This is a genomic window from Aminobacter anthyllidis, assembly GCF_018555685.1.
Lineage (GTDB): Bacteria > Pseudomonadota > Alphaproteobacteria > Rhizobiales > Rhizobiaceae > Aminobacter > Aminobacter anthyllidis.
Window position 1 is genome coordinate 35,066 of record NZ_JAFLWW010000005.1, and the last position, 14,879, is coordinate 49,944.

Annotated in this window: 16 protein-coding genes and 1 tRNA gene; 8 read left to right on the top strand and 9 right to left on the bottom strand. The window is 63.5% G+C overall.

The features are described from left to right. Nucleotides 1-60 precede the first annotated feature (60 nt). A complete protein-coding gene (locus J1C56_RS17160) occupies nucleotides 61-291 on the bottom strand; it encodes a hypothetical protein (RefSeq protein WP_214391297.1) in 231 nt (76 codons plus the stop codon). Nucleotides 292-388: 97 nt separating this feature from the next. Here J1C56_RS17160 and J1C56_RS17165 point away from each other — a divergent pair, with 97 nt between their 5' ends. Together J1C56_RS17165 and J1C56_RS17170 are read left to right on the top strand one after the other, a co-directional pair. Then, nucleotides 389-1,798 carry a lipopolysaccharide biosynthesis protein gene (locus J1C56_RS17165; protein ID WP_214391298.1) on the top strand — a complete coding sequence of 470 codons (1,410 nt, stop codon included), beginning with the start codon at nucleotides 389-391 and terminating at the stop codon, nucleotides 1,796-1,798. Continuing rightward, a complete protein-coding gene (locus J1C56_RS17170) occupies nucleotides 1,798-3,081 on the top strand; it encodes a GNAT family N-acetyltransferase (protein ID WP_214391299.1) in 1,284 nt (427 codons plus the stop codon). The genes J1C56_RS17165 and J1C56_RS17170 overlap by 1 nt, the downstream gene beginning before the upstream one ends. A 30-nt stretch (nucleotides 3,082-3,111) precedes the next feature. On the opposite strand, the gene J1C56_RS17175 is transcribed toward J1C56_RS17170, so the two are convergent. Continuing rightward, on the bottom strand, nucleotides 3,112-4,743 hold the full coding sequence (locus J1C56_RS17175) for an AMP-binding protein (protein ID WP_214391300.1): 1,632 nt from the start codon (nucleotides 4,741-4,743) through the stop codon (nucleotides 3,112-3,114). A gap of 195 nt (nucleotides 4,744-4,938) precedes the next feature. On the opposite strand from J1C56_RS17175, the gene J1C56_RS17180 reads away from it, so the two are divergent. After that, complete coding sequence (locus J1C56_RS17180) at nucleotides 4,939-6,024, top strand: rhamnan synthesis F family protein (RefSeq protein WP_214391301.1); 1,086 nt, start codon at nucleotides 4,939-4,941, stop codon at nucleotides 6,022-6,024. A 21-nt stretch (nucleotides 6,025-6,045) separates the two neighbouring features. On the opposite strand, the gene J1C56_RS17185 is transcribed toward J1C56_RS17180, so the two are convergent. The 3 genes from J1C56_RS17185 to J1C56_RS17195 form a co-directional block, all read right to left on the bottom strand. Next, on the bottom strand, nucleotides 6,046-6,900 hold the full coding sequence (locus J1C56_RS17185; protein WP_214391302.1) for a rhamnan synthesis F family protein: 855 nt from the start codon (nucleotides 6,898-6,900) through the stop codon (nucleotides 6,046-6,048). Nucleotides 6,901-7,114: 214 nt separating this feature from the next. Next, nucleotides 7,115-7,199: transfer RNA gene (locus J1C56_RS17190), tRNA-Leu, on the bottom strand. 157 nt (nucleotides 7,200-7,356) lie between these two features. After that, on the bottom strand, nucleotides 7,357-8,268 hold the full coding sequence (locus tag J1C56_RS17195) for a LysR family transcriptional regulator (RefSeq protein WP_214391303.1): 912 nt from the start codon (nucleotides 8,266-8,268) through the stop codon (nucleotides 7,357-7,359). Nucleotides 8,269-8,368: 100 nt separating this feature from the next. Between J1C56_RS17195 and J1C56_RS17200 the strand changes: the two genes are divergently transcribed. The 3 genes from J1C56_RS17200 to J1C56_RS17210 all read left to right on the top strand — a co-directional run bounded on the left by J1C56_RS17200 (nucleotide 8,369) and on the right by J1C56_RS17210 (nucleotide 10,287). Then, entirely contained in the window at nucleotides 8,369-8,986 is a 618-nt protein-coding gene (locus J1C56_RS17200; protein WP_246591551.1) for a DUF6506 family protein, read from the top strand. 163 nt (nucleotides 8,987-9,149) lie between these two features. Continuing rightward, the gene (locus J1C56_RS17205) at nucleotides 9,150-9,737 is read left to right on the top strand and encodes a YqaA family protein (RefSeq protein WP_214391304.1); all 588 of its coding nucleotides are present in this window, start codon (nucleotides 9,150-9,152) and stop codon (nucleotides 9,735-9,737) included. 37 nt (nucleotides 9,738-9,774) lie between these two features. Continuing rightward, nucleotides 9,775-10,287, top strand: coding sequence for a disulfide bond formation protein B (locus tag J1C56_RS17210; RefSeq protein WP_214391305.1), 513 nt, complete (start codon nucleotides 9,775-9,777; stop codon nucleotides 10,285-10,287). Between the two features lie 78 nt (nucleotides 10,288-10,365). On the opposite strand, the gene J1C56_RS17215 is transcribed toward J1C56_RS17210, so the two are convergent. Both J1C56_RS17215 and J1C56_RS17220 read right to left on the bottom strand, forming a co-directional pair. Then, nucleotides 10,366-10,923, bottom strand: a complete 558-nt coding sequence (locus tag J1C56_RS17215; RefSeq protein ID WP_214391306.1) for an HNH endonuclease — start codon at nucleotides 10,921-10,923, stop codon at nucleotides 10,366-10,368. Nucleotides 10,924-11,041: 118 nt separating this feature from the next. Continuing rightward, entirely contained in the window at nucleotides 11,042-11,695 is a 654-nt protein-coding gene (locus J1C56_RS17220) for a DNA-3-methyladenine glycosylase family protein (protein ID WP_214391307.1), read from the bottom strand. A 75-nt stretch (nucleotides 11,696-11,770) separates the two neighbouring features. On the opposite strand from J1C56_RS17220, the gene gluQRS reads away from it, so the two are divergent. Beyond that, a complete protein-coding gene (gluQRS, locus tag J1C56_RS17225; protein ID WP_214391308.1) occupies nucleotides 11,771-12,646 on the top strand; it encodes a tRNA glutamyl-Q(34) synthetase GluQRS in 876 nt (291 codons plus the stop codon). Here the strand turns inward: gluQRS and J1C56_RS17230 are convergent. Then, nucleotides 12,635-12,931 carry a hypothetical protein gene (locus J1C56_RS17230; protein ID WP_214391309.1) on the bottom strand — a complete coding sequence of 99 codons (297 nt, stop codon included), beginning with the start codon at nucleotides 12,929-12,931 and terminating at the stop codon, nucleotides 12,635-12,637. The genes gluQRS and J1C56_RS17230 overlap by 12 nt on opposite strands. A gap of 199 nt (nucleotides 12,932-13,130) precedes the next feature. Here J1C56_RS17230 and J1C56_RS17235 point away from each other — a divergent pair, with 199 nt between their 5' ends. Further along, nucleotides 13,131-14,024, top strand: coding sequence for a DMT family transporter (locus tag J1C56_RS17235; RefSeq protein WP_214391310.1), 894 nt, complete (start codon nucleotides 13,131-13,133; stop codon nucleotides 14,022-14,024). Here J1C56_RS17235 and J1C56_RS17240 read toward each other — a convergent pair. Then, nucleotides 13,991-14,842 carry a YihY/virulence factor BrkB family protein gene (locus tag J1C56_RS17240; protein ID WP_214391311.1) on the bottom strand — a complete coding sequence of 284 codons (852 nt, stop codon included), beginning with the start codon at nucleotides 14,840-14,842 and terminating at the stop codon, nucleotides 13,991-13,993. The two genes, J1C56_RS17235 and J1C56_RS17240, sit on opposite strands and share 34 nt — an antisense overlap. Nucleotides 14,843-14,879 lie beyond the last annotated feature (37 nt).

Genomic DNA, 14,879 nt, shown 5'->3' on the forward strand with positions numbered 1-14,879 from the left:
CGAAGGCTGCCGGTAGATGCAAATTGACGAAGGCCTGGCCCCGCGCCAGGCCTTTTTCATTCAGCCAGGCTCATTATTCGCCAGATCGATGAGGTTGCGCAGCGCCGCAACGCCCAGGCTGTTCATGTGCTTGCGCCCGACAGCGATGTCGATGCGCATGGCGATCTGCTGTGGATCGGCACCACGCAGGTCGGCAAGGCGTTCGATGCCGATCTCCTCGAGATAACGGATAATCTTCGGGCTGATCGAATGGGCCCGCAGCATCGATTTACGCTCGTCTTCGGAGATCATGCCGTCCCTCCCCGCCGTTGTTTGGCCTACCCAACCGTTTCTTAATGGCTCTCGGCTACTGCTGTGAGCGAAATCGCGGAAGATGGAGTGTATCGAGTTGCGTTTTTCCGCAGCGATGACGGCCGAAAGGTGGCTGCCGGGGCAGATTGCCTCGCGCCTCGCCCCGTTGCTGCGCCGCGTCGACGCGATCCTCTTCAGCGCCGACGAGCGCGGCGAAGCCGGCCGCATGTCGCTGTTTGCCTTTGCGGTGCGCATTGTCAGCGCGGCCATCGCCTTCGTCAGCCAGGTGCTGCTGGCGCGCTGGATGGGCAGCTTCGAATACGGCATCTTCGTCCTGGTGTGGGTGTCGATGATCATCGTCGGCTCGCTGTCCTGCTTCGGCTTCCACACCTCGATCATCCGCTTCATTTCCGAATACCGCGAAAGGGGCATGCTGGACGACCTGCGCGGCGTGCTCTTGGCCAGCCGCCTGTTCGTGATCATTGCCTCGACCGTCATCGCGGCGCTGGGAATGGCCGGCGTCTGGGCCTTTTCCGGCCGCATCGAGAGCTACTACGTCGTGCCGTTCTTCCTCGGCATGACCTGTCTGCCGATGCTGGCCCTGTCCGACGTGCTGCAGGGCCTCGCGCGGGCCAATTCCTGGGCCTTCGCAGCACTCGTGCCAACCTACATCACCCGGCCGGTGCTGATCCTGGTGTTCATGGCCATAGCCGTCGCGGCGGGTCTTGCGCCGACCGCGGAAACGGCCGTCTTGGCCTCCATCGTCGCCACCTACGTGACAACGATCACCCAGCTCATCCGCGTCACCTCGCGCACCGACAGGCGCATCCCTGCGGGTCCGCGCAACTTCCGGCTCGGCTACTGGCTCAAGATCTCGCTGCCGATCTTCCTGGTCGAGAGCTTCTTCTTCCTGCTCACCAACGCCGACGTGCTGATGGTCGGCTTCTACATGGAGCCCGACAAGGTGGCCGTCTATTTCGCCACCGTGAAGACGCTGGCGCTTGTGCATTTCGTCTATTTCGCCGTCAAGGCGGGCGTGGCCCAACGCTACGCCCAGATCGCCCATAGCGAACCGGAAAAGCTCGGCGGCTTCGCCCGCGAGACGGTATCGTGGACCTTCTGGCCATCGCTTCTGATGGGCATGGTGGTGCTGCTGCTCGGCGAGCCGCTGCTTGGCATGTTCGGTCCCGGCTTCGCCGACGGCTACCCGCTGCTGTTCCTGCTGGTGGCGGCTGTCGTCGCGCGCTCGGCGGTCGGCCCATGCGAAAGCCTTTTGACGATGAGCGGCTACCAGAATGTCTGCGCCATGGTCTATGCCGCAACACTTGCCCTCAATATCGGCCTCAACGTCATCCTGATCCCGACGCTGGGCCTGTGGGGTGCAGCGATTGCCACCTCGGCGGCGATGATTTTCGAAGCCACAGCCCTCTCCTTCACCGTCTGGCGCAAGCTCGGCATCGTCATGGTCCTGTTCATCCCCACGAAACGCACGGTAGAGAACGCCTGATGGCAGCCATCCCGCTTCTCGAGGAAACCAGCGGCGGCCCGGCGGGCTCGCTGATCGCCGGCATTGCCGGTCTGCCGGCCGACGCCGCCGACCTCGCCCATCTCGAACTGACATCGGCCGAAAGGCCGCTGCGCCGGCTTGCGATCTATCCCGCGTCCGCCGGCTTCGACCTGGTCGAGGAACTCGACCATCTCTGTGCCCGCACAATCGAACCCAACGTCTTTTTCAACCCGCGCTTCCTGGCGCCGGCGATGCCGCGTCTCGAGGACCGCGAGGTGCGCCTCGCCGTCATCCGCGACGGCACCGAATACCGCAGCAGGCTGCGGCTGCTCGTGCCCTACTCGGTCGAAAAGCCTGCGGTGCCGCTGGGCATACCAGTGATGCGGACATGGTCGAGCCCATTCGGGCCGCTGGGCACGCCGCTGCTTGACCGCGACGACCCCGAAGGGGTGATCGCCGATTTCTTCGCCATGCTGGCGAGGCCGCATCTCAAGCTGCCAAAGGTGTTCGTGATGCCCGACATGCGCCTCGACGGCGCCGTGGCGCGCATGCTGAGCGCAACCGCCGAATCGCGCGGCCTGCCGCTCGTCGTGACCGGCCAATTCGAGCGGCCCTTCCTCGAAAGCGACGCCGAGGGCGAGGATTATCTCAAGGAATCGCTCGGCAGCCGCCACTACAAGGAATTCCGTCGGCTGGGCCGCCGGCTCGCCGACCAGGGCGTCGTCGAGCACAATGTCGCCCGCACCCAGGACGACGTGCGCCACGCCATCGAGCAGTTCCTGACGCTGGAGGCGTCCGGCTGGAAGGGTCGCCAGCGCACCGCCATGGCGATCGACCGCTACCGCGCCGCCTTCGCGCGTGAAGCGGTGCACCGCATGTCGGAGCAGGACATGTGCCGCATCCATACGCTGACGCTGGACGGCCGCACCATTGCCAGCCTCGTCGTCTTCGTCGAGGCCGGCGTCGCCTACACCTGGAAGACCGCCTATGACGAGACGCTGGCAGCTTTTTCGCCGGGCGTGCTCCTGATGATGGCGGTGACCGGCCAACACCTCGACGACCCCAACATCATGATGACCGACTCTTGCGCCGTGCCCGATCATCCGATGGTCGGCAAGATGTGGAGCGAGCGCAAGCCGATGGGCACCTTCGTCGTCGGGCTGACGCCCGACGCCGACCGCGTCACCCGCCAGGCAGCCTCGCAGCTTCACCTCTATCGCGAGACGCGCAAGCTCGCCGTCAAGCTGCGCGACCGCGTGCGCAGCTTGCTCAAGAAGCGCTAGGGCCTAGCCTCCCACTTTTCGGGATCATGTTCAGATCGTCTTCGCCTCGCGCCTGGCGCGGTCGCGAAAGATGCGGCGGATGACCTTGCCGGTGGTAGTCAGCGGCATCGAATCCACGAACTCGACCTCGCGCGGATATTCATGCGCCGACAGCCGCTCGCGCACCCAGAGTTTTATCTCTTCGGCAAGCGCCGCATCGCCTGCGACACCATCTTTCAGCACGACATAGGCCTTGACGATCTCGGTCCGCAGCGCATCGGGCTTGCCGACGGCGGCGGCGAGCGCGACAGCGGGATGGCCGGTCAGGCAATCCTCGATCTCGCCGGGACCGATGCGGAAGCCGGCCGAGGTGATGACGTCGTCATCGCGGCCGAAGAAGGCGACGTAGCCGTCCTCGTCCTCGATGCCCTGGTCGCCTGTCGTCATCCATTCGCCGATGAACTTCTTCTCGGTCGCCTCGGGGCTCTGCCAGTATTCGAGAAACATCACCGGGTTCGGCCGGGCGATGGCGATCTGGCCGGGCTCGCCCGCTGGCACCCGGCGGCCGTCGCCGTCGATGATGGCAACGCGATGGCCGGGCACCGCCTTGCCGATGAAACCGCCACGGCTGATGCCGAGGCCAGCGCAGGAGGCCAGCACCGCGTTGCATTCGGTCTGGCCGTAGAACTCGTTGACGACGAGCCCGAGTTCGGCGGCGGCCCAATCGTAGGTCTCGCGGCCGAGCGCTTCGCCGGCCGAGCCAACGCTGCGCAGGTTGAGCCGGAAACGCTTGCCTATGTCGGGCACGACCTTGAGCATGCGCAGCGCCGTCGGCGGAATGAAAGCGTTGCGCACCGCCATCTTTTCCATCAGCAGCAACGCCGCCTCGGGAGCAAACTTGTCGAAGCGGGCGGCGACCACCGGCAGGCCGAAATAGAGCCCGGGCAGCAACAGATTGAGCAAGCCGCCGGCCCAGGCCCAGTCAGCCGGCGTCCACATCAGGTCGCCGGGCTGCGGCAGGAACTCCTGCGCCATCTGGATGCCCGGCAGGTGGCCGAGCAGCACGCGATGGCCATGCAGCGCACCCTTGGGCGGGCCTGTCGTGCCGGAGGTGAAGATCATCATCGCCGGATCATCCGGGCCGGTGTCCTCGGCGGTAAAGTCAGGCGAATGCGCGGCGAGCAGGCGATGAAAATCATCGACATCGCCGCCGCCGACAACGATCACGGTTTCCAGCTCGGGCAGCCGGCCACTGACCTGGCTCACCTTGGCGAAACCGGCCTCGTTGGTGACGATCGCCCTGACGCCCGCCGTCTGCAGCCGGTATTCGAGCGCCTCGACGCCGAACAGCAATGCCAGTGGCACGGCAATCGCACCGAGCTTGTAGATCGCGACATGGGCGATGGCTGTTTCGAAGCCTTGCGGCAGAAGCAGCGCCACCCGATCGCCACGGCGCACGCCCCGGGCCCGCAAGGCATTGGCGAAAGCGTTGGAGCGGCGCGACAGCTCGCCGAAGGACAGCGTGTTGGCTGCACCATCGACGCGGTAGTCGAGCAGCGCGGTGCGGTCAGGATCGACTAGCGCCCAGCGATCGGAAACGGCAGTGCCGATGTTGAACCTTTGCGGGATATGCCAGCGGAAATCGCGGTAGAGGGCGTCGTAAGTATCGCGCCGTTCGAGCATGGACGGTCGTCTCCGCTCCTCCGCGAGGGGATTTCCTTGTGGCCGGATCGAAGTTGACCTACCAACCAGCAGCAAGCCTGCCTAATATCGGAAGCGGCTCACGTCAAGAAACGCTCCAGATCGTCACGTTCCAGCAGCATTCCGTCGTGTCATCTGACCGTCCGGCGGCCAGTGCAGCACCAGACAGGGATCGAAATGCCGAAACGACACCTGCTGCGATCCCTCAAGAAGCGTGTTGCAAAATTTCGCTACCACGATGTCGAGGTCATCAGGGCCACGCTGAATCGACGCCTTGGAAAGGAAGAACCATATCAGGTTCATCAGGGCGAGCGGCATCACCTAGGCGGTGTGTACGCCATTTTTCTGATTTGGCAGCCCAAGGAGACACCCTGGTATGTCGACAACGCGCTCGCATCATTGGACGAAAGCCAGGCCAATGTGATCCTGGTCGTAAATCATGACCTCGATCCGGAGCGGTTGCTCGATCTCAGGCAACGATGTTCGAAGATCATCATTCGCAACAATTCCGGCTTCGACATTGGCGGATACCGGGACGCAACGCTCTATCTGCTCGAAAATGAGCACCCGGCACGCCTCATCTATCTCAACGACAGCGTGTATTTTTTCAAAAAGGGACTGACCGGCCTTTTTCAGGATTTGGCGGGCTCGCAAGCGGACGTAACCGGTTCGTTCGAAAACTGGCAACATGCCTATCATGTTCAGTCCTTCTGCTTCTCGGTGAGCCAGCGAATCATCAGAAGCTTGGAGTTCTCAAAGTTCTGGACAGATTACCTTCCGGTCAACTCGCGCCTGTGGGCGATCCGAAAGGGAGAGATCGGATTCTCTAAAGCGATTCTGCCAATAGCGGAGTCGATCACCTCCATCTACACCACCAGCAGGATCGAGCATCGTCTCGCAGAGATCGCCCCCGACAAGATCGAGTCGACGATCACCTATCTCTGCCGGGAGATCAGGCTCCCCTTGTCGCGCTTCAAGAATGAAAGCCGAGCTGGCATCGCGTCGAAGATTTGCGAGCGTATTGCCACGCGCTCGCAAATCCATACGGCCGGGTTCCTATACAAGAAATACCTCGAATGCCCGTTGATGAAGCGCGATCTCGTCTATCGCCTGCAATTCGACATCGACGAGATCGAGAAAAATCTCATCGACGTGGGCCATGAGGGACATCTAGCCGACATTCTTTCCGACATGAAGAGGAAGGGGGTGGGAGACCAGCTACGTTCGACGGAGAGGAGGCTCTTCGACCAAGGCATCATATAGAGTTGGGCGTCACCCGTCCGTTCATTCGACCCTGGCCAGCATCCGCCGCAGCGCGTTTCCGATCTTGGCTCGGGCGGCTTTGAAGTTGGATTTCAGGCGCGCGGCGACGGACGACCGGCGTGGCCATCTGGCAAAGGCATAGCTGTCGTTGAAGCTGGCATGTCCGAAAGGATCCTCACTCGAGGCGATCCGGCGATTAAGCACAACAGCGCCGAGGCCAAGGCAGCGTTCGAATGCGTGCGCCATCGTCCCGTCGATCTGGTTGGCTTCCGCCTCGAAGTCCCTGGCTGAAAAACCGAGATCAACGAGCGGCGCGATGACGTCGCTGCGTGCCATGAACATGGTTCCGGCACAGTAGCCGGCGTTGAGCACCTGCGGCCGACCTAGACCAAGTCGCTGAGCGATGGCGAGGACACGCGCTTCATTTCCACCCATGTAGCGGGTGAGCGAGAGGAAATGCCCGTCAGGACCAACAATGCCCAGCGACGGATCCGCAGCAAACGCCGCAGTCAGGCGCTGCAGCGCCGCAGGCTCCAGCAATGCGGAGACCAGCACGCGGCGCCAGCTGTCCCCGTCCCTCAGATGCGGCGACTTCTTGGCATGTACCTTGACGATGAGATCGAAACCCTCGGCGCGAACTTCCGGGAACATCAGCAGCAATGGCAAGACATCGCGGCCTCGGTTTTCGAACACGCCAAGGTTAAAGTCTCGCCCGGTAGCATCGAGCCGCATGCGGACCGCGGCCTCATGAACCGGCACTGTCGTTACAAAAAGCTTGTATTGCCGGGGTAGAGTTCGGGCGAGGTCGAGGATTTCATCGAAAGCATCCATGTAGAACGCATGGATGACGATCGCTACTCTAAGCTCCCCATGCATATGCAATGCCTGTTCATGGACGAAGGGTGTTTACGCGATAGGCTGATACACCAGTTCCTAAAATTCTGACAAACGCAGCGGTGGGTCATTTTTGGTAGTATTTCAGAAAGCGGTTCTGCCTCAACTGCTCGTGGCCGGAATGACTCCCCCGACGACGTGCAAACGGCGGCACCGCTGACCATTGAGCCGTTCCACGCTTCCGCATGAAGGCGAATGGTGCCCCTAGCCGGGATCGAACCAGCACTCCTTGCGGAACTCGATTTTGAGTCGAGCGCGTCTACCAATTCCGCCATAGGGGCCTGCCCTAAACGGACAGAATGGTCGCGGACTATACGGTCGGGCTACCCGCCGTCAACAGGGCAGTCACGTCTTTGCGCAACTTCACACGACATAACAGTTTGTTTGCCACAGCCAAGCAACAGGGATCGGGCTTGCCGCCGCGACCCGGCAGCGCGGCTATACGCCCTGGCCGAAACGCACCACAAGCCGTTCACGAAGATGAAGTGCGGCGGGGCCGAGCGGCTGGTCGATGCGCCAGAGCAGGTAGGCGGTCAGTGCCGTCTCCGCCTGCGCGCCAATGGCGGTTGCCGTGACGCGGACGAGCACGCCGCGGGCGAGATCGGCATCGACCATCCACAGCGGCAGGTTACCCCAGCCCACGCCGGCCTGGATCAGTGCCAGCTTGGTGGCGAGATCGCTGACGCGCCAGGTGCCAGGTGACAACACACCGAAATCCAGCCCTTCGGTCATCGGCGAGGGATCGCTGACGACGATCTGCAAATGGTCGGACAATTCGACAGCCGACCAGCCGGCGGCGGGAGCCGTCGCCAGCGGATGGTGGGCCGCGCATATGGCGACGAAGGGCTGCGCCGGGCCGAGGCACTCGGCCTCGACGAGGCTGTCACGTTGCGTGTCGGTGGTGATGGCGAGCGTGCAGTGCCGGTTGATCAGCGCATGCAGTGCCGCGCGCATCGGCAGGGTCTTCAGCGCGACCCCGACCGAGGGGTGTTCGGCCCTGAGGTCGAAAAGCGCGCCGGCCAATATGCCTGGTGGAATGACCGGATCGACCGCCACCGCAAGCGAAAGCTCAAGTCCCTGCCCCAGCCCGCGCGCCCGGGCGCGCATGGCGTCGACCTTGATCAGGATCGCCCTGGCGTCCGCAAGCAGTGCCTGCCCCTCGGCGGTCAGCTCGGGCTTGCGGCCGGTGCGGGTAAACAGCGGCACCTTGAGTTCGGCTTCGAGGTTGCCGATGGCATGGCTGATCGCCGATTGCACCCGCGACAGCCGCGCGGCCCCGGCGCGAAAGCTGCCGCCCTCGACGACGGCGACAAAGGTCCGCATTTGGTCCAGCGTCAGATTATCAAGCACAGTTCGATTTCTTCGATCAGTGAGTGCGGAATAATAGCAATTACCAAGATCAGAGTTGTGTCGCAACTTGATGTCATCGAAGACATGCAAGGACGTAATCATGCGTATCGACAAGGCCCTCATCTACGAAGCTCCGGGCGCCGACCCGACCATTGACCGAAGCGTGCTGGACACGCCGGACGGCAAGATCACCATCGTTGCTGTCGGCGACCCGATACAGGCGCCCGCCGTGGCGCATGAACTTGCCGCGCACGGAGCCAAGCTGATCGAACTGTGCGGCGGGATTTCACCTGCATGGCGGCCCAAGGTCTCGGCTGTCGTCGGCCCGGACGTGCAGGTCAGCTCGGTGACCTTCGGCATCGAATCGCTGCAGCCGGCAGCCGCCTACAACCAGGCCTTCATCGACGGCAAGCCGCCGTTGGCGGCATTCATCATCCTGAAGACCGACGCCGAACCAGACCAGGACCGTTTGGTGACGGTGTTTCCGCCACTGGAAACGCATTTCGTCCGCGTCCCCGACGGAGCAAGCGCCGCGAAAGTCGCAGCGGACCTGGCGCAGGCCGGCTTTGGCCTGATCGAACTCTATGGCGGGTTCTCGACCGAGGACGCGACTGCCGTCATCGAGGCTGTCGACGGGCTGGCGCCGGTGGGCGTGGGCAGCTTCGCACTCGATGCGTTGCAGCCCGTGTATCGCGCCGCGACAGGCCGCGCGGCATAGCTCGCGCCGAAATGACCGGCGGCCGCAAACGGTCGCCGGCCTGTCGTTCCCGGCTGCGACAGAATGTGTTTGATACTCCGGCTTTCGCATTCGTGAACCGCCCGAGCATTGTGCGCCACAGCAATTCTTCCTAAACAGGCAGCGCACATCTCAAGGGGGCCAGATGCTTCGCCGACTCTACGACTGGACCTTGTCGCTCGCGGCAAGGAAATCCGCCGAATGGTGGCTGGCCTTCATCGCCTTCGTCGAAAGCTCTATCTTCCTCGTGCCGGCAGACGTGCTCTATCTGCCGATGGCGCTGTCGCGGCCCGACAAGGCCTACCGCTATGCGATCATCGCCACCGTGGCCTCGGTGCTCGGCGGCATCGCCGGCTGGTACATCGGCCACTACGCCTTCGAGGCGGTGGCAAAGCCGGTGCTCGAATTCTACGGCAAGTATGACGAGTTCGAGGCCCTCAAGGTCTCCTCCGGCGCCGGCATCATCCTCTTGATGCTGGTCACGTCAGGCCTCTCCCACCTGCCGCCGATCAAGGTGGTGACCATTCTCGCCGGCGTGGTCAGCTTCCCGCTCGGCTGGTTCATCGTCTCGGCCATCGTCGCCCGCGGCGCGCGGTTCCTTTTCCTGGCCTGGCTGCTGCGCACCTATGGCGAGCCGATTCGTGAATTCATCGAGAAGCGGCTCGGCCTGCTGGCCGGCCTCGGCGCCGCCGCCCTCATTTTGCTCTATCTTCTCGTCAAATACCTCCACTGAACGGCACATGCCGGTAACGACAGCTGGGCACCCAAGAATGACCTCCCTCGCCTCCCCGACCGGCCGCAGCCAGACGCTGACCGCAATCTTCCTCACCATTGCCATGGCCGTCGTCGTCGGCGCGGCACTCGGCTTCCAGCACATCGGCGGCTACCTGCCCTGCAAGCTCTGCCTCGAGCAGCGCACGCCCTATTATGTCGGCGTGCCGCTGATGGCGCTGTCAGCACTGTCGTCGGCGCTGCACTGGCCGGCCTGGCTGACCCGCGCGCTTCTGGCCGTCGGCGGGCTGCTGATGCTCTACGGGCTTTATCTCGGCGCCTACCATGCCGGCGTCGAATGGCGCTGGTGGGCCGGCCCGACCGACTGCGCGGCGGTCAGCGGCACCATCGACACCGGCGGCAAGGGCCTGCTCGACGTGCTCAACAATGTCGTGCCGCCACGCTGCGAGGACGCGGCACTGCGCGTGCTCGGCCTGTCCTTCGCCGGCTGGAACGTACTCGCCAGCGCGTTTTTGGCGGTAGTGGCGTTGCGCGGGGCTTTCAGGAAGTAACGCCGTGGGGTCGCGATCCTTCGCACCCCCCTCTGTCCTGCCGGACATCTCCCCCACAAGGGGGGAGATCAGCCTGCATCACGGCTCGAGCTCGACATCCCAGTAGAGATAATCCATCCAGCTTTCGTGCAGATGGTTGGGCGGAAACAGCCGGCCGTTGTTGTGCAAATCGTGCACGGTCGGCTGGAACGGCTTCTGCAACGGCCACATCCTGGCCTGCGCCGGCATCATGCCGCCCTTCCTGAGATTGCAGGGCGAGCAGGCGGCGACGACGTTTTCCCATGTCGTCGCCCCGCCGCTATGGCGCGGGATGACGTGATCGAAGGTCAGATCCTCCGGCGTGCCGCAATACTGGCACTGGAAGCGGTCGCGCAGGAACACGTTGAAACGGGTGAAGGCCGGATAGCGCGACGGCTTCACATAGTGCTTCAGGCTGACGACACTGGGCAGCTTCATCGAGAAGGTCGGCGAAGAGACAGCGTGGTCGTATTCGGCGACGATGTTGACGCGGTCGAGGAACACCGCCTTGATCGCGTCCTGCCAGGACCAGAGCGACAACGGGTAGTAGCTGAGCGGACGATAGTCCGCATTCAGCACTAGTGCTGGGAGCCCATCCGGAGACACGGCAACCGTCACTTCCACTACCTCCTTGGTCCTCGAACCTAACGGCGCGAATACTGTAAGCCCGAGGTGACAGGAATGTGAAGCGTCTGGTCGGTCATATATCCAGTCAAAAATCCGCGAATTTGCGGATTTAAGCAGGATTTCCGGCCGGCGGCGCGCCATCGCGACCACGGGTCTCGCGATAATACGCCCAGAACAGCCGCGATGCGACCCCTCGCCACGGTGCCCATGATTCGGCAAGCCGAATCAGTGCCTTTTCGCCAGGGCGAGGATCGATGCCGAGCGCATGGCCGACTGCCGATTGAAGCGCGACATCGCGGGCCGGGAAAATGTCGGGGTGACCGGCGGCGAAAAGCAGATAGACCTCCGCCGTCCACGGACCGATGCCTGATATGGCGACCAGCGACGCCATCGCCTCCTGCGCGTCGAGGCGGCAGAGCCCGTCGAGGTCGAGGCCCTCGGCGGCGGCCCGCGCCACCGCCAGCAGCGTTCGTTGCTTTGGCCGGGACAGGCCCGCCTCGCGGAACATATCCTCGCCGGCTGCAAGTAGTCCTTCTGGCGTCAGCGGATCGACAAGAGCCGTCAGGCGACCGAAGATCGCCCGGGCGCTCGCCGTCGACACCTGCTGCGAAACGATGATCGATGCGAGGCTGGCAAAGCCCGGTTCGGTCAACCTGAGCGGCACCTCCCCTGCCATGCCGCGCACGGCCTCCAGCCGCGGGTCGAGCGCGCAAAGCGCGTCGAGGCCGAAATTGACGTCGTCGAGATTGGAGATCCGGCGCATGGCGTCACTTGTTAGGTTGCGGCGGGCAACGTAGCAATCGGCAAGGCAAACCTTCAATCCGAAACCGCAACGCTCATGACCGCTCCTGTCTTCCGCTTCGCACCAAGCCCGAATGGCGAACTGCATCTCGGCCACGCGCTGTCGGCGCTGACCAACCAGAAGATGGCAGCAACCATTGGCGGACGGCTGTTGCTGCGCATCGAAGACATCGACGTGACCCGCTGCACTCCGGAATTTGAGGCCGCGATTTTAAACGACCTGGCTTGGCTCGGCATGGCCTGGGAAGGGCCTGTGCGCCGGCAGTCGGAGCATTTTGGCGAGTACGAGGCAGCGCTGGAGCGACTGAAGCAGGATGAGCTTGTCTATCCGGCCTTCATGAGCCGGGGCGAGATCCGTGGCGCGATCATGGAGCACGAGGCATCAGGCAAAAGCTGGCCGCGCGACCCCGACGGCGCACCGGTATATCCCGGCACAGACAAGCAGATGTCGAAGCGCGAGCGCCAGCGGCGCATCGATTCAGGAGCGCCCTTCGCCTGGCGGCTCGATACGGCCGAAGCGTTGGCGCGGCTGCCAGGCGAATTGAACTGGCGCGAATGGACGGACGGGGCAATGACCGTCACCGCTGACATAGCCGCCAACGCGCAGCAATGGGGCGACGTGATCATCGCCCGGCGCGAGATTCCGACAAGCTATCATCTGTCGGTGGTTATCGACGATGCGCTGCAAGGCGTGAGCCATGTCGTGCGCGGCCTCGACCTCTACTTCGCCACCTCGGTGCAGCGCCTGCTGCAGCAGGTGCTGGGCCTGCCGCAGCCAAGCTATTTTCATCACCGGCTGGTGCTCGGCCCGGACGGGCGCAAGCTGTCGAAAAGCCAACGCGACACCGGCCTCGCCGCGTTGCGCGAGGCCGGTGAGACGCCAGACACGGTGAAGGCAATGCTAGGGTTGTAGCATCCGGGTGATTGCCGCCTTGATCAGCGCAAGCACGCTGATCAAGGCGAAGGCGCCGCCAAGCCCCCAGGCGGTCGCCAGTTGCAGGTCGCGCAATGTAATGCCGTAGCTGTTGGCGACGAGCACCCCGCCGAAGAAACCTGCGGTGAACAGCGCCATGTTGCCGGTCGGGCCAAAGCCGTCGTCCTTCATGATGGCGTCGAGTGCAGCGCCAAAGAAGAACGCCATGACGGCGACGAAGGCGATCGCCATCATCAACCAGCCCGGGTCGAGATTCCACAACATCCTCGGTCCTTTCAGAGGCCGATTGTGCAGTTCTCCCAGGCCGCCTCCCGGGCAAGCGTCATCCGGATCGGGTGGTCAGATCAGGTCCGATGAATCTATGGATCAATCGTTTCATTTTGCTTGTTCGAATATTCGGCATTAGAGCGATCCCGGTAAAACTTCCTTTCCGGGCGCGGCGTCCGGCAACGCCCGGTGTGCCATGACGTCCTCTCCCAAGCGGCTGATCCCGGCCACCTTCGTGTTGCTGTGGGCGACCGGCTTCATCGGCGCGCGTTACGCCATGCCCTGGGCCGAGCCCTTCACCTTCCTTGCCGTGCGCTTCGTGCTCGCCTTCCTGCTGCTCGGCGCGGTGATGCTGGTGCTCGGCTCGGCCAGGCTGCCACGGCGTGCCGCCCTTCACGCCGTGCTGATCGGCATGCTCCTGCACGGGGTCTATCTCGGCGGCGTGTTCTGGGCGATCCACCAGGGATTGCCGGCGGGCCTGTCGGCACTCATCGCAGGCCTCCAGCCGCTGGTCACCGCCGTGCTGGCCGGCAAGCTGCTTGGCGAGGAGATCAAGCCACGCCACTGGGTCGGGCTCGCCGTCGGCTTTGTTGGCGTGGTGATCGTGCTCTCGCCCAAGCTCGGCGCACTCGGCGGCGGCGTGACCTGGCAGACCTTGACCGCGTCGGTCATCGCCATGGCCGGAATCAGCGCTGGCACCATCTGGCAGAAGCGGGTCGGCACCACAGGCGACTTGGTGACGGGCACCTTCTGGCAATATGTCGGCGCGGCGATCCTGACGACGGTTGCCTCGATGATCTTCGAGAAACAACAGATGACGGTGAATGGCGAACTGATCTTCGCCATGACCTGGCTGGTCTTCGTGTTGTCGATCGGCGCGATCTTCCTTTTGATGGTGATGATCCGCGACGGTGCCATGTCGAAGGTCGCTTCGCTGTTCTACCTCGTGCCGTCGGTGACGGCGGTCATCGCCTGGGCGCTGTTCGGCGAGCAGCTGTCGGCTATCCAGCTCGTCGGCATGGCGATCGCCACGCTCGGCGTCGGTCTTGCGACGGCTCAGCCGGGGACCCGGGCGCGAGCCTCGAGATAGCGGCTGATCGCGGCGTTGAGTTCGCCGCCAAGGATGAAGATCGCCGATACGATATAGAGGAAGACCACCGCGATCATGATCGAGGCGAGGCCGGCATAGGTGGTGACGTAGGACGAGAAGGTGTCGAGATAGGCGGCGAAGATCGTCGATCCGACGACCCAGGCGACCAGCGTGAAGACGATGCCGGGGATGATGCTGAAGAAGCGCCGGCGGCCGGCCGGCAGCCACATGTGCACGGCAAACAGGCCGAAGACGATGACCGCCGAGGCGATGGAGAAGCGCCAGACGGTGATGGTGCCCATATAGGGCTGGATCCATTCGAACTTGGCCTCGAGGATGCGCGCGATGATCGGCGCGAACACCAAGAGCACGGAGATGGCAACGAAGCTGATCGTGGCGATCAGCACGAAAATCAGGCTCTGGGTGCGCCGGTACCAGATGGTGCGGGTCTCGGTGATGCGGTAGGCGCGGTTGAGCGAGGTGCGCAGCGCCTCGACGCCGTTGGAGGCGAAGTAGGCCGCAAGTACAACGCCGTAGGTCAGAAGATCGGTGCGCGGCACGGTCAGCACGTTGACCACCTCGCGTGCGATCGGGGCCGCGATCTGGTCGGGCCAGGTGTCGAAGACCAGGTGCACGGCGGTTTCGGCGAACGCGTCGGCGCCAAGGAAACTGGCGAGCGTGGTGGCGAAGATCAGGAACGGAAACAGCGCCATCAGCGCCGAGATTGCAAGATGACTGGCCATCGCCCAGCCGTCGTCGTCATGGAAATGACCGGCTGCGTCAAAGAGCACGCGCCTTGTGGCGACGATCCTGCGCATCAGGTCCAGTTTACCGCTCCGTCCGATTGTTTCCAGG

Coding starts and splice junctions, on each gene's coding strand:
- J1C56_RS17205 (WP_214391304.1), top strand. CDS start 9,150: ATGCTTCGCCGACTCTACGACTGGACCTTGTCGCTCGCGGCAAGGAAA.
- J1C56_RS17185 (WP_214391302.1), bottom strand. CDS start 6,900: ATGCATGGGGAGCTTAGAGTAGCGATCGTCATCCATGCGTTCTACATG.
- J1C56_RS17230 (WP_214391309.1), bottom strand. CDS start 12,931: ATGTTGTGGAATCTCGACCCGGGCTGGTTGATGATGGCGATCGCCTTC.
- J1C56_RS17180 (WP_214391301.1), top strand. CDS start 4,939: ATGCCGAAACGACACCTGCTGCGATCCCTCAAGAAGCGTGTTGCAAAA.
- J1C56_RS17220 (WP_214391307.1), bottom strand. CDS start 11,695: ATGCGCCGGATCTCCAATCTCGACGACGTCAATTTCGGCCTCGACGCG.
- gluQRS (WP_214391308.1), top strand. CDS start 11,771: ATGACCGCTCCTGTCTTCCGCTTCGCACCAAGCCCGAATGGCGAACTG.
- J1C56_RS17160 (WP_214391297.1), bottom strand. CDS start 291: ATGATCTCCGAAGACGAGCGTAAATCGATGCTGCGGGCCCATTCGATC.
- J1C56_RS17175 (WP_214391300.1), bottom strand. CDS start 4,743: ATGCTCGAACGGCGCGATACTTACGACGCCCTCTACCGCGATTTCCGC.
- J1C56_RS17200 (WP_246591551.1), top strand. CDS start 8,369: ATGCGTATCGACAAGGCCCTCATCTACGAAGCTCCGGGCGCCGACCCG.
- J1C56_RS17235 (WP_214391310.1), top strand. CDS start 13,131: ATGACGTCCTCTCCCAAGCGGCTGATCCCGGCCACCTTCGTGTTGCTG.
- J1C56_RS17240 (WP_214391311.1), bottom strand. CDS start 14,842: ATGCGCAGGATCGTCGCCACAAGGCGCGTGCTCTTTGACGCAGCCGGT.
- J1C56_RS17210 (WP_214391305.1), top strand. CDS start 9,775: ATGACCTCCCTCGCCTCCCCGACCGGCCGCAGCCAGACGCTGACCGCA.
- J1C56_RS17170 (WP_214391299.1), top strand. CDS start 1,798: ATGGCAGCCATCCCGCTTCTCGAGGAAACCAGCGGCGGCCCGGCGGGC.